Annotated in this window: 12 protein-coding genes; 7 read left to right on the top strand and 5 right to left on the bottom strand. The window is 64.8% G+C overall.

What is annotated here, in order from left to right:
- Window positions 1-117 precede the first annotated feature (117 nt).
- A complete protein-coding gene (locus ACTIEZ_RS15140; protein WP_439547525.1) occupies window positions 118-399 on the bottom strand; it encodes a 4a-hydroxytetrahydrobiopterin dehydratase in 282 nt (93 codons plus the stop codon).
- Window positions 400-431: 32 nt separating this feature from the next.
- Between ACTIEZ_RS15140 and ACTIEZ_RS15135 the strand changes: the two genes are divergently transcribed.
- Window positions 432-833 (top strand): metallopeptidase family protein, encoded by a 402-nt coding sequence (locus ACTIEZ_RS15135; RefSeq protein ID WP_439547524.1) that lies wholly within the window; start codon window positions 432-434, stop codon window positions 831-833.
- Between the two features lie 239 nt (window positions 834-1,072).
- Here ACTIEZ_RS15135 and ACTIEZ_RS15130 read toward each other — a convergent pair whose 3' ends face one another.
- Together ACTIEZ_RS15130 and ACTIEZ_RS15125 are read right to left on the bottom strand one after the other, a co-directional pair.
- A complete protein-coding gene (locus ACTIEZ_RS15130) occupies window positions 1,073-3,436 on the bottom strand; it encodes a TonB-dependent receptor (protein ID WP_439547523.1) in 2,364 nt (787 codons plus the stop codon).
- 157 nt (window positions 3,437-3,593) lie between these two features.
- Window positions 3,594-4,679 carry a Gfo/Idh/MocA family protein gene (locus ACTIEZ_RS15125; protein ID WP_439547522.1) on the bottom strand — a complete coding sequence of 362 codons (1,086 nt, stop codon included), beginning with the start codon at window positions 4,677-4,679 and terminating at the stop codon, window positions 3,594-3,596.
- Window positions 4,680-4,708: 29 nt separating this feature from the next.
- Here ACTIEZ_RS15125 and ACTIEZ_RS15120 point away from each other — a divergent pair, with 29 nt between their 5' ends.
- Both ACTIEZ_RS15120 and ACTIEZ_RS15115 read left to right on the top strand, forming a co-directional pair.
- On the top strand, window positions 4,709-5,644 hold the full coding sequence (locus tag ACTIEZ_RS15120; RefSeq protein ID WP_439547521.1) for an aldo/keto reductase: 936 nt from the start codon (window positions 4,709-4,711) through the stop codon (window positions 5,642-5,644).
- A complete protein-coding gene (locus ACTIEZ_RS15115; protein WP_439547520.1) occupies window positions 5,641-6,699 on the top strand; it encodes an LLM class flavin-dependent oxidoreductase in 1,059 nt (352 codons plus the stop codon). The genes ACTIEZ_RS15120 and ACTIEZ_RS15115 overlap by 4 nt, the downstream gene beginning before the upstream one ends.
- Window positions 6,700-6,825: 126 nt before the next feature.
- Here the strand turns inward: ACTIEZ_RS15115 and ACTIEZ_RS15110 are convergent, their stop codons facing one another.
- Window positions 6,826-7,650: an enoyl-CoA hydratase-related protein gene (locus ACTIEZ_RS15110; protein ID WP_439547519.1), complete on the bottom strand. Its 825-nt coding sequence runs from the start codon at window positions 7,648-7,650 to the stop codon at window positions 6,826-6,828.
- Window positions 7,647-8,621: an NAD(P)H-dependent flavin oxidoreductase gene (locus tag ACTIEZ_RS15105; protein WP_439547518.1), complete on the bottom strand. Its 975-nt coding sequence runs from the start codon at window positions 8,619-8,621 to the stop codon at window positions 7,647-7,649. Before ACTIEZ_RS15105 ends, ACTIEZ_RS15110 begins: the two co-directional genes overlap by 4 nt.
- A gap of 82 nt (window positions 8,622-8,703) precedes the next feature.
- Between ACTIEZ_RS15105 and ACTIEZ_RS15100 the strand changes: the two genes are divergently transcribed.
- The 4 genes from ACTIEZ_RS15100 to ACTIEZ_RS15085 all read left to right on the top strand — a co-directional run bounded on the left by ACTIEZ_RS15100 (window position 8,704) and on the right by ACTIEZ_RS15085 (window position 13,124).
- A complete protein-coding gene (locus ACTIEZ_RS15100; protein ID WP_439547517.1) occupies window positions 8,704-9,789 on the top strand; it encodes a helix-turn-helix transcriptional regulator in 1,086 nt (361 codons plus the stop codon).
- A gap of 149 nt (window positions 9,790-9,938) precedes the next feature.
- Window positions 9,939-11,786, top strand: a complete 1,848-nt coding sequence (locus ACTIEZ_RS15095; RefSeq protein WP_439547516.1) for a S41 family peptidase — start codon at window positions 9,939-9,941, stop codon at window positions 11,784-11,786.
- Between the two features lie 22 nt (window positions 11,787-11,808).
- Entirely contained in the window at window positions 11,809-12,957 is a 1,149-nt protein-coding gene (locus ACTIEZ_RS15090; RefSeq protein WP_439547515.1) for an aminotransferase class I/II-fold pyridoxal phosphate-dependent enzyme, read from the top strand.
- A complete protein-coding gene (locus ACTIEZ_RS15085; protein WP_439547514.1) occupies window positions 12,957-13,124 on the top strand; it encodes a hypothetical protein in 168 nt (55 codons plus the stop codon). The genes ACTIEZ_RS15090 and ACTIEZ_RS15085 overlap by 1 nt, the downstream gene beginning before the upstream one ends.
- The last annotated feature ends 73 nt before the right edge of the window (window positions 13,125-13,197 follow it).

The raw sequence follows: 13,197 nt of genomic DNA, 5'->3' as shown, positions 1-13,197 counted from the left end.
CCCAACCTAACCAACCACAACCCCCGCCCCCGGCCCCCCCCCCGACGACCCCGACTATTTAACCCCCCCCCCTGCCCTGGGGCGGGGCGGCGCCGACCGGCGCCCCCCTTCCTGGTTCTACAGCAGCGCGTCGATGGCCTTGGCCAGCTTGACGTCGCGTGCGGACAGTCCGTCGGCGTCGTGGGTGGTCAGCGCGATATCGACGCGGTTGTAGACGTTGAACCATTCCGGGTGGTGATCCTGGCGGTCGGCGAGCAGCGCGACTCGGGCCATGAAACCCCAGGCCGCGCTGAAATCCGCGAATTTGAAGCTGCGCTTCAGATACTCGCCATCCAGAGTCCAGGCGGGCAGTTCATCGGCCAGCGCAGCGCGGGCGTCTGTGTCCAGTCTCTCGACCACGGCGAAGTTCCTTCCTATGGGGGGGCATGCAGATGGCCCCGACCCTTGCCGACATCGAGCGGCTTGCACAAGCTGCGGTCGAACGGCTGCCCGACCTGTTTCGCCAGCATCTGGGCGGCGTCGTGCTGCGCATCGAGGATTTCCCCGATGAAACGGTGATGGCCGAGATGGGGCTGGAGACGCCGTGGGACTTGCTCGGGCTCTATTGGGGCCGGCATGTCGGCATGAAGGGCGATGTGCCGACGGGCGCGCTGCCCGACATGATCTTCCTGTATCGGCGGCCGCTGCTGGATTTGTGGGCAGAGGGTGATGAGTCGCTGGAGGGGCTGGTCACCCATGTGCTGGTGCACGAAGTGGGCCATCATTTCGGGCTGAGCGACGCGGATATGGACGCGATTGAGGCGGGGGCGGGTAACGGCTCCCCTCCCCTTTAGGGGAGGGGCTGGGGGTGGGGCTGTGCCGCCTGGAACTTCATGGGTGCACGCGCGCACGGCCGGCGGCATAGCCGCCGAGTCCGTCTGGGTAGGTAAAAATAGAAAGAGGAAGGGCGTGGCGGAGCCACGCCGTCAGACGACACAAAAAAGGCGGCTGGAGAGCCGCCTTTTTCGGTCGCTGGCCGATCTTGCCGGAGTTGGAAAATAGCGCTGCGCGCTATTTTCGCGCCCGGTTGCGATCAGAAGTTGACGCGGGCCATCACGCCGAAATAGCGATCGGCTTCACGCGGAATGATGTAGCGCAAACCGATCAACTGGTTGCCGCCCAGGCCAGAATTGGTGATCTGTGCCGGGAAGCTTTGATCGAACAGGTTCTTGACGAACACGGTCACCCGGAAGCGATCGTCCTTTTCCACGATGCCGAACTGCAGGTCCACCAGGCTGTACGGCCGGATGATGCCGGCATTGCGCAGCGCCGGGTTGGCTTCGAACAGGCTGAGCTGGCTGGACTGGGTCGACACATTGCCAGCCAGGGCAAAATCGATCGCGTTGCCGGTGCGATAACGATAATCGAGACCAAATGTGCCCTTCCAGCGCGGTGCAAAGCCAAGCGGCGTGCCGGCCGGGATCACGGCCGTGCCCGGCGGCGCATTGAAGGCATCCACCTGCGCATCCGTGAAGGCGAGGCCGCCAGAGATGTTCAGATCCTTTACCGGCCGCAGCAGGAAATCCATTTCGATGCCGCGGGTGGACACGTCACCGGCATTGGTAAACCGGGTGACGGGCACGCCGGCCACCAGATCGGGGTTGTTGGCCTGGAAGTTGCGATAGGTCGCGTAGAAGGCGGCCAGGTTCAAGACGAGCTTCCCGTCGAACAGCGTGTTCTTCAGGCCGATCTCGAACGAATCCGCAATTTCAGGATCGATGACGTTGGTGCCGGTGGGGTTCAGGTTGAAGAACGTATTGTAGGCCGGACCCTTGTAGCCGCGAGTGTACGAGGCATAGCTGGTGACATCATCGCTGACATCATATTGCAGGCCAAGCTTGCCCGACAGGTTGGTGGCGTCGGTGTTGGCGCGGAACGGCACCCCGTTGGTGGCATTGGCGTCACCATTGTTGGCGCCATTGTTGGACGTGGCGAACACGCCAGCATCGAAGTTGCGGGCGATGCCGGGCAGGCCGCCGATGTTGGGCGTGGCCACGCGGCTGTGGAAGATCGACAGATCGTCCTTGGTGAAGCGCAAGCCGACGATTGCACGCAGGCGATCGTTGAAGGCATATGTGCCCTGGCCGAACAGCGCATAGTTGTCGAACGTCGAACCGAACGTGGCGGTGCCGCTGACAGATTCGGCCACCGCGCCGGGTGAACCGCAGGTGAGGATGACGGCCGGGTTCGGCGCGCCGCCGCAACGGATCACATTGCGGGTGAACGTGCGTTCGGTATCGGCGCGGCTGTAGAAAGCGCCCAGCACATAGGTGAAGGGCTTGTCCGCAGGCGACGTCAGCCGCAGTTCCTGGCTGAAGGTGGTGCCGGTCTGCGGGCCGATGTCATGCAGCTGTGCCTGGCCGGCCAGCGGCGCGTTGATCCAGTCACCGTCACGAATTTCATTATTGTCATAACGGCGCCATGCCGTGATCGACGTCAGCGTGTGCGTGCCGATTTCCGCATCGAACTGGGCCGAGACACCATAGCTTTCTTCCTCGGTGCGGGTGACGAGATTCTGGCGGATGGTGCGGGTCGCGTCGCCGCGGAAATCGATCCCGGCCAACGCCAGCGCGGCAACCCCGGCGGGCTGATCGCCAATCACTTCGGCGCAGCAATCATCATTGGCACGGCGCCAGTCGGCAATCACCGTCAGCTTGACGGTCTCGGAAATGTCGGCCTCGATCAGGCCGCGGATGCCGAAACGCTCATAGCCATTGACCCGGCGGTTCACGGTGGCGGCATCGTTGAAGATATTGCCTTCATAATTGCCGTAGAAGGCGGTCCAGCGGCTGCGCACGCCATCGGCGATCGGCAGATCGACGCTGCCGCGCACACGATACTCGTTGCCGTTGCCGAAGAACCAGCCACCTTCGGCATAACCCGCGACCTTGTCGCCGGGGCGCTTGGTGACGATATTGACCACACCGGCCGATGCGTTCTTGCCGAACAGCGTGCCCTGCGGGCCGCGCAGCACTTCGATGCGCTCAATATCAACGAGATCGGAGAAGGCTTCACCAGCACGCGCCAGCACGACACCATCGAGCACGGTCGAAATCGACGGCTCGCCGGCCAGGCTGAACGTCGCAGTGCCGACACCGCGGATATACAGCGACTGATTGATCGTGGTGCCCGATTTGCGGAAATTCAGGCTGGGAACGAGATACTGGGCATTTTCCAGGTTCAGCACGGCCTGGCGGCTCAGTTGATCGGCGCTGACCACCGAAACGGCGACCGGAATATCCTGCAGCCGTTCGCTGCGCTTTTGCGCGGTGACGACGATCTCGGCGGGTTCGTTGCTGTCGACAGCAGCGGCGGCCTGCCCGGCCGTTTGCGCGGTTGCCGGTATCGCGGCCACGGCCAGAATTGCGGCAGAGCCCATCAGAAGTTTGGCGATCATCTCGTTTCCCCTTTGCGTCCGGTCGGTTGCCGGCCAGCCTTGCCAATCTTCGGCAGGCGTGTTGCGCCGCCAAAACAGGCTTTCGTGGGTTACGTCAATCCAGCCTTGTTGCGATAGTGCCGCGCTGTGGCAGCTTCGCAACAGTTGCGCGCGCGGATTACAGGCCCAGCTCGGCCATCTGGACAACGCGCCGTTCCCGTGCGGAAATTTCGGCGGCCAGGCCAATGGCCACGGCGCGCAGACCGTCATCGGCGGTGACGATCACCGGGCCTTGCCCACGGACGGCCGCGGCGAAATGCCGGTGCTGAAAGAACGTGGAGCCATGGTGCTGCCCGGCGGCCAGGGCAACGGCCGGCGTTTCGACATGCCAGCGCTGCGACTGCTTGGGGTTCATGAAGCCGACGCGCGGGTTGAAGACGATGTCACCGGCCGGGATCAGCACATCCAGCCGGGCCTTGTCACCCGTGGCCAATATTTCCTCTTGTTGTTCAGCGCCATCGGCAAACATGCACAGATCGAGCATGGCGCGCACGCCATTGGCGAAATCGACGACGGTATAGCTGTTGTCGATGATGTCCGGCGTGCGGCCATCATAAAGTTCATCGCGGTGGTTGACGTCCATGGCGCCGGAACAGAATATATGGGTCGGCTCGGCACCGACGATGTGGCGCATCAAGTCAAAGAAATGGCAGCATTTTTCCACCATGGTGCCGCCGGTGTTGGCCGAAAAGCGGTTCCAGTCGCCGACCTTGACCAGGAACGGGAAACGATGTTCGCGGATCGACAGCATCTGCAGGCGGCCGACCTTGCCGGCGTGGACATGGGCAACGAATTCGCTGACCGGCGGCATGAAGCGATATTCCATGGCGGTCCAGAATGTCCGGTCATAGCCTTGCACGGCGGCGGCCACGGCCTTGGCATCGGCCAGCGTGGTGGCCAGCGGCTTTTCGCACAAGATGTGCAGGCCAGCGTCCATCAGCGGCCCCAAGACGGCGTGGTGGGTGAAGTTGGGGGAGGCGACAACCACCGCATCGCAACGGCCGGATGCAGCGAGCGCGGCGGCATCGGGAAAGCGCAACACGCTGTGGCCAATCGCCTTTTCAGCACGATCGAGGCAGGCTGGCACCGGATCGGCAATGGCCGTTATGGTGGCGCCGCCCAGCAATTTGATGTTGGCGATATGCTCCAGCGCCATCATGCCGGAGCCAACAATGCCCCAGCGAATATTGTCGGTGCTTCCCATCTGCCTCATCCTCGCGCTATCAGTCCGAAATGTCGTACATCGCCCTTAGCCCCAATCTCCGCCCACTCGGCAAGTCCGAATTCATGGTCAGTCCGCTCGCTTGGGGGATGTGGCGTTTTGCTGGCGATGATGTCGCGGCGGCCCAGGCGCGCTGTGAGGCGGCGCTGGCGGCGGGCATAAGTTTCTTTGATACGGCAGATATTTACGGGCCGGATAACGATGAACCGTTCGGCGCTTCGGAGGCGCTTTTGGGCCGGGTTTTCGCGGCTGCGCCGGACCTGCGCGACCGGATCGTGCTGGCATCGAAAGGCGGCATCCGCATGGGTGTCCCGTACGACTCGTCGCCCGAATATCTGGTCGAAGCCGTCGATGCCTCGCTGGCCCGGCTGCAGGTGGAGCGTGTTGATTTGTGGCAGATTCACCGCCCTGATATGCTGACTCATTGGGCGGACGTCGCCGCGACTCTGGATGGGCTGGTGGCAGCCGGCAAGATCGGGGCGGTGGGGGTGTCCAACTTCACCGTGGCGCAAACCAGGGCTCTGGCGGCGCATCTGAAGGCGCCGTTGGTATCGACCCAGCCGGAATTTTCGCCGCTTGCGCTCAGCCCGCTGTTCGATGGCACGCTCGATCATGCCATGGAAACCGGCCTGGCGGTGCTGGGTTGGTCGCCGTTGGGGCAGGGGCGGCTGGGGGATGGCGATCCGCGGCCGGGGCGCAAACAAGCCGAAAATGAACGGGTTGCGCGCGTGAAAGCGGCGCTGGCTTCGCATGGCGCGGCGTTTGGCGTCGGCGTGGCGGCCACCGCCTATGCCTGGGTGTTGGCGCATCCGGCCGGTATCACGCCGATCGTCGGCAGCCAGACCCCGGCGCGCATCGCCGAAGCCGCGGATGCGTTCAAGGTGACGTTCACGCGGGCTGAGTGGTACGCGATCCTGACGGCGTCGCTTGGGGAGAATCTGCCATGAAGCCTTGTGAAATCAGTTGGTTTTCCGCGCTGTGCGATGATGATTATGAATTTCTGGGCGTGCCCGATCTGGCGCTGCGCTCAAGCTGGGAACATTGCCGCAATATCGTGCTGACCGCCGAAAAAGGCGGCTTTGACAATATCCTGCTGCCGTCGGGCTATCAGCTTGGCATCGACACGCAGATGTTCGCCGGCGCCATCGCGGCGCTGACGCACCGCATCCGCCTGCTGATGGCGATCCGGGTCGGTGAAACCTGGCCGCCGCAATTGGCCCGGCAGATCGCCACCCTGGACCAGATCCTGGGTGGGCGGCTTACCGTCAACATCATTTCGTCCGACATGCCGGGCGAAACCATCGAGTCCGGGCCGCGCTATGCCCGGACCGTCGAGGTGATGAAGATATTGAAAACCTTGCTGAATGGCGGGGAACTGGATCACCAGGGTGAACATTACCAACTGAAATTGCCGCCGCCAAACGTCAAGACCGTGTCCGGCAAATGCCCGCCGCTCTATTTCGGTGGCCTGTCCGAAGCGGCCCGCGAGGCTGCGGCTGAAGGCGCCGATGTCTATCTGATGTGGCCCGACACCATGGACAAGGTGAAGGAGGTGGTCGCCGACATGACCGCCCGTGCGGCGCGGCATGGCCGCACGCTGAAATTCGGCTACCGTGTGCATGTCATTGTGCGTGAAACAGAATCCGCAGCGCGTGATGCTGCCACCCGGCTGCTCTCCAGGCTGGATGCGGCGACTGGCGATGCCATTCGCGCCAAGTCGCTGGACAGCCTGTCGGTCGGCGTGCTGCGCCAGGCCGAGCTGCGCGATGCGGCAAGTGACGGCTATGTGGAGGATAATCTGTGGACCGGTATCGGCCGGGCGCGGTCGGGCTGCGGTGCGGCGCTGGTGGGGGATCCCGATCAGATTGTCGCCAAGTTGCAGGCCTATCAGGCGGCGGGGATGGAGGCGTTCATCCTGTCCGGCTACCCCCACGCCGCCGAAGCCGATCTGTTCAGCCGGCATGTGCTGCCCAAATTGCAGCATGGGCCGCTGACCCTGTAATATACCGACAATATTCGGAATCTCGTGGCCGGACCGAGGCGGTTGGCGTCCACGATCGGGCCATCGGTGTTCGGTCCTGGCCCCATATGTTCAATCAGGGGGCCGAATCTTGAGGTGGCGTAAGCGTCAGCGCCCCTTGAAAACGGGCGCGCGTTTTTCGCGATAGCTGGTGAAGGCTTCGCGGAAATCCTGCGTCTGGGTGGCCTGATCCTGTTCATGGTCGGCTGCGGCGAAGGCGGTGCTGTAATCTTCGTCCAGCGCCGTCCACACCTGCGCCTTCATCGCGGCGAGGCTGCGTGGGGCGCTGTAGGTGGCGATGTTGTGCGCATAGGCGGTCGCGTGGGCCAGCAGTTCCGCGTCGGGCAGGCAGTCGTTCACCAGGCCGAGCGCCTTGGCCTCCGCGCCATCGAAGCGGCGGGCGGTGTAGAGCAGGTCCATGGCGCGGGCCTGGCCGATGAGACGGGTGAGCAGCCAGGCCGAGCCCTTTTCGCCGGGCACGCCGATGCGGGCGAAGGTGGCGTTGAACAAGGCTGAATTGGCGGCAAAGCGGATGTCGCAGTGCAGGGCGAGGATGAAGCCCCAGCCGAACGCCGGGCCGTTGACGGCGGCAATGGTGGGCTTGCGGCAGGTGATCAGCACCGGCCAGCCGCCGCTGTAATAGGGGGCAAGCGCCGGTCCGATATCGTCACCCCATTGTGGCGATGCTTCGGGGTGTGTCTCCACCCGGCCGCCGGCACCGGTGCCGATGATGCCAAGATCGAGGCCGGCGCTGAAGCTGCGCCCCGAACCGGTAACAAGGATGACCTTGGCGGCCGGGTCGGCGCCGGCACGGGCGACGGCAGCGAAGAAGTCCGTGAGCATGTCCGGCGTGAGCGCGTTCAGCTTGTCGGGCCGGTTGAGCGTGATGGTGGCGACGCCATCGGCGAGGTCGTACAGGATGGCGTCGCTCATGCGGCGAACCGCTGCAGGCGCTGGGCGATGATGCGTTCCGCGTCCGCCATGATCGTGTCGATCAGTTGCTGCACGGTCGGAATGTCGTGGATCAGGCCGGCGACCATGCCGCAGCTCCAGCCGCCGGCGTCCATGTCGCCATCGCGCATGATCTTCGGGTACACGCCGGCCACTTCCGCGATGATGTCCTCGAACTTCAGGTCGGCGCCCAGGGTGCGTTCCTTTTCGAGCAGGCGTTCCACCGCCGCGTTGTTGAGCACACGTTCGGTGTTGCGCAAAGGCCGCATGATCAGGCGGGTGTCCAGCTCGGTGGCGGCGACGAGCGCGGCCTTCACATTGTCGTGCACCGGCGCCTCGACCGTGGCGATGAAGCGGGTGCCCATATTGACGCCCTCGGCGCCGAGCGCCAGCGCGGCCACCAGCTGGCTACCGGTGGCGCAGCCGCCACTGGCCACGAACGGGATGTCCAGCTCCTCGGCGGCGCGCGGCAGCAGCACCCAGTTGCCGACATCATCTTCGCCCGGATGCCCGCCGCATTCGAAGCCATCGACCGAGACGGCATCGCAGCCGATGCTTTGCGCCTTCAGGCTGTGGCGCACGCTGGTGCATTTGTGGATCACCTTGATGCCGGCCTCCTTCAGCACCGGCAGCCATTTTGCCGGGTTGTTGCCGGCGGTTTCCACCACCTTCACGCCGCCATCGATGATCGCCTGGATTAGGCCGGGATAGTCCGGCGGGGTCACGCTGGGCAGGAAGGTGAGGTTCACGCCGAAAGGCTTGGCTGTCATCGTCTTGCAGCGGGCGATTTCGGCGGCGAGCTTTTCCGGGGTGCCGAGCGTGAGCGCGGTGATGATGCCCAGCCCGCCGGCATTGGAGACCGCGGCGGCCATCTCGGCAAAGCCGACATAGTGCATGCCGCCCTGCATGATCGGGTGCTGGATGCCGAACAATTCGGTGATGCGCGTCTTCATGGGGCGGGTCCTTCTTAGATTTGGCGCAGGCTAACCCGCGCGCCGACTGGCAGCAACGCCGCGAATATGGGAGGGGGGCAGCATGATCGCATTCGGGGTGTTGAGCATCACGCTGCTGCTGGGCTGCGTGCAGGGGCTGGTGCTGGCGGGGCTGTTGTGGGCTGCGCCGGTGAACCGGGCTGCGAACCGTTGGCTGGCGTTGCTGATCGTGGCAGTGGCGGCGTTGATCGTGCCGTATATCATTGGCTTTGCAGGATTTTATGATGCCTGGCCGTGGCTGAGCTTCGCGCCGTTTCGCTATACATTGGCGTTTGGGCCGCTGCTCTGGCTGTATGCCGTCACGTTGACGGGCCGGCCGCTGGCGCTTGTATGGCCACATTTCCTGGCCGTGCTGGTGGAATTTCTGGCCGAAGCGCTGGTGTTTCCGCTGCCGCTGGCGACCAAGGACTGGTGGGACACGGTGGCCCATGCCCCGATCATTGCGCCGGCGTTGAATGTGGCGGCGTTCGTGTCTTTGGCTGTTTATGGCCGGCTGGCGTGGGCGGCGTGGGCCGATTACCGGCGCTGGCTGAACGAGAATGTCACCGATGCCGCCGATTTCGATGCATTGTGGCTGCGCAATTTCCTGTTGGCGCTGGGGCTGGTGGCGTGCGTGTGGCTGGGGTTCTTCATCGCCAATCTGGTTGATCCCACCCGCAATTATTTCGATCAATTCTGGCTCTATGTGCTGTTCTCGGGTCTGGTGATCTGGCTGGGGGTGGAAGGCTGGCGGCATGCCGGGATGCGCTATCCACTGCCCGTTGTTGTGGCCTTGGAAGTTGTGGCGGCCAAGGATTGGGCGGCGATGGGCGCGCGATTCGAAGCCGAAATCGAGGCACAGCGCCTGTGGCAGGACCCTGATGTGACAGCGGCCAGCCTGGCGCGGGCGCTGGGCACCAACGGCAATTATCTGGCAAGGGCCTTTGGCGAAGGGCTGGGCGCCAATTTCAACACAGTGATCAACCGGCGGCGGGTGCGCGAAGTGCAGGCCTGGCTGGCCGATCCAGCCGACACCCGCGCCATCCTGACGATGGCGATGGATGCCGGCTTTCGGTCAAAGGCCAGTTTCAACCGGGCCTTTGCCGAATTTGCGGGCATGACCCCATCACAGGCACGTCTCAAATCCTGAAAACCACCTGAATTTCAGCATTGTGGGCGATGGCAGGCGGCGGATTGGCGATTGGGGCGGCGCACCCCAGCCGGAGAGTCCTGATGGTCCCTACAGTCTGCATCGCCGCCCTGCTTGCCTGCCCCGCCGCCGCGCACATGCCCGACCCGATGCTCACCGCGGCTCAGGCGACGGCCGATGTCGCCCTGATGCGGCGGGCCATGGAAACGGTGCATCCCGGCCTTTATCGCTATGCGAAGAAGGCCGAGGTGGATGCGGGTTTCGCGCGGCTGGCGGCGGCGGCGCGCGCACCGATCAGCACGCTGGCGCTGCATCGGGAAATCGCGCGCATGGTGGCCAGTATCCACTGCGATCACAGCAAGCCGGAACTGCCCGAGGCCATCGAGAAATGGCGGCAGGGCAATGCCAGCCATCTGCCGCTGCGCTTCAAGCTGATCGAGGGGCGGATGATCGTCACCGCCGGTGCGCTGCCGGCCGGTGCGGAAATCATCGCCATCAACGGCCGCCAGGTGCCGCAGATCCTCACCGCGCTGGCGCCGCTGGTCGCCTATGATGGCGATACGGATCAGGCGATTGCCGAAAAGATTGCCGATGACAGCGATCTGGGCGGCAGCAATTTCGATGAATATTGGCCCGGCTTGTTCGGTGCGCCAACAGCTTGGGAAATCGAATGGAAACTCCCCGGCACTGCCAATGGCGAGCGCGTCACGCTGGCGCCGATCAGCCTGAATGATTGGGCGAAGCTGTCGGCGCCGGCCGCGGCCTTTCGCAGCGAATTCTACAACAGCGTGACCTGGCGCATGCAGGGCAAAGTGGCGCGGCTGGGCATCGATACCTTCGTGAATTACCGCAATCCGGTCGCGGCGACGGCCTTCCTGGGCGGCTTCTTCAAGGCCATGAAGGCGGCTGGCACCACCCATCTGATCCTTGATCTGCGCAACAACGGCGGCGGTTCGGAAGATGTGTCGATCGCGCTGGCCCGGCATCTGTTCGATGCGCCGTTCACCTGGAGCAAGCCGATCCGCTACAAGGCGATCCGCTATGGCGACCTGCCGCAGCATATCGAAAGCTGGGGGGACCGTGCCGAGCTGTTCACGCCGCCGCAAAGCGCCTTCATCCGCACGGCAGACGGCTGGTATGATCGCACGCCCGCCAGCACGGATGAGGCGGACGACGACGACAGCACGATCCAGCACAACCCGCTGCCGGCGGCGCAGCGCTTCGGTGGCCGGCTGACGGTGCTGACCGGGCCCCGCAACGGCTCCGGCGCGACGCGCACCGTGGCCTGGTTGCAGGAACGGCGCGGCGCGACATTGGTGGGGGAGGATACGGCTGGCAGCGCGGAAGGGCCGACCGTCGGGCAGATCTTACTGCTCACGCTGCCGGCCAGCGGCATCAGGGTGCGGGTGCCCAATGCCTGGAACCGCACCAACATCGCCCGCTTCACGCCGCGGCGCGGGGTGGCGGCGGATGTGCTGGTGGTGCCGACGCTGGCGGATTTCAGCGCCGGGCGGGACCGGGCGCTGGACGTGGCGCGTGCCGGGGCGGTGCCGGTGCTGGATGCCGGCGCGGAAGTGGCCAAGGCGCTGGCCGGCAATTGGACGGGCCGGCTGGATTATCGCGATTATGGCGACGACACGCGCGAGAGCCTGCCGACGCTGCTGAGCGTGAACGGCCTGGCCCTGGCCTGGACCTATGACGACGGGCCGGGCAAGACGATGCGCAGCGCCGAGCGCTGGACGTTCACGCCGGATGGCAAGACGCTGACCATCATCGGCAAGGATGGCAGCAGCACGATGGCGGTATCCGAACTGCGCCGCAGCGGCGATGGCGCGCTGACGCTGGTGCTGGACGGCACGGGGCGCGAAAATGGCGTGGCGGTGCTGCTGCGCACCATCCTGACCCGCGATGCCGGCACCTTGCGCATCACCCGGCAGAGCCGCACGGCCGGGCAGCCGTTCATCATGCGCCACAGCTATCAGTTGCGGCCTGCGTGAGGGGCATGGCACAAAGCCGACCATGCAGGCCGGCACCACGATCTTCGAACATATGTCCGGCCTGGCGCGTCGCCATGGCGCGGTGAATCTGGGGCAGGGGTTTCCGGATTTCGGCTGGCCCGACGCAGTGCTGGCGGCGGGGGCCGAGGCCATATTGCATGGCCATAATCAATATCCGCCGATGCGCGGGATACCGGAACTGCGCAGCGCGGTGTGCGAATTTTATGCGCGGCGGCAGGGGATTGCCACCACGCCGGATCAGGTGATCGTCACCTCCGGCGCCACCGAGGCGCTGGCGGCCAGCATCATGGCCGTCGCCGCGCCGGGCGACGAAGTGATCCTGTTCGCGCCGGCCTATGATGCCTATGCGCCGCTGGTGCGCCGGGCCGGCGCGGTGCCGGTGTTCGTGGAACTGGTGCCGCCCGCTTGGCAGGCCAGCGCCGAAGCGATTGCCGCCGCCATCACGCCGCGCACCCGGGCCATCCTGGTGAACACACCGCACAATCCCACCGGCAGCATCGCTGGCGCGGCGATGCTGGGCGCGATTGCCGAACTGGCTGCGCGCCACGACCTGACCATCATCAGCGATGAGGTGTGGGAGGAAGTGATCATCGGCACCGCGCCCCATGCCTCGCCGCTGGCGCTGGCGGCTGACCGCACCATCAAGATCGGTTCGGCGGGCAAGTTGCTGGCGCTGACCGGCTGGAAGGTCGGCTGGGTGGTGGCAGAGCCTGCATTGGCCGAACGCGTGGCGCAGGTGCACCAGTTTCTCACCTTCACCACGCCGCCGCCGTTGCAGGTGGCGGTGGCGGCCGGGCTGGCGTTGCCGGATGCATATTTCGCGGCGACGCGCGCGCAGTTCGCGGCGGCGCGCGATCGGCTGGTGGCAGCGCTGACGGCGGGCGGCTGGCATCTGCTGCCCAGCGCCGGCAGCTATTTCGTGATGGCCGATCTCGCCGCGTCGGGCGTGATGCTGGCCGACCATGATTTTTGCGAAGCGGCGGTGCGGCAAGCCGGGGTGGCTGCCATTCCGCTCAGCGCTTTCCAGCCCGACGGCCGGCCGACGCCGTTCATCCGGCTGTGCTTTGCCAAATCAGATGGCGTGCTGGATGATGGCGCGGCGCGTCTGAATGCGGCGCGGGTGGCAGATTGGGCGAAGGAACAGCGGTAATGGCGGAGCGGCGCGTCAGCGGCGGCAATGTGGTTTCGACGGGCATCGGCTTCGGCTCGGCGCTGGCGATCACCATCAGCTGGAGCCTGCACAAATCGCTGCTGTGGGCACTGATCCACGGCGTTTTCGGCTGGTTTTACGTGATTTACTACGCGCTTACCCGCTAGACTCGATTGCATGGTGACTGAATCGATTTGGGATTCCCAAGGTGACTGATTTCTGATTCACCCTGATTGCTGG

Origin of the sequence: Sandarakinorhabdus sp. (assembly GCF_051860625.1) — a bacterium.
In the GTDB taxonomy this organism is placed as follows: Bacteria; Pseudomonadota; Alphaproteobacteria; order Sphingomonadales; family Sphingomonadaceae; genus Sandarakinorhabdus.
This window is presented reverse-complemented; position numbering and strand designations above follow the sequence as displayed.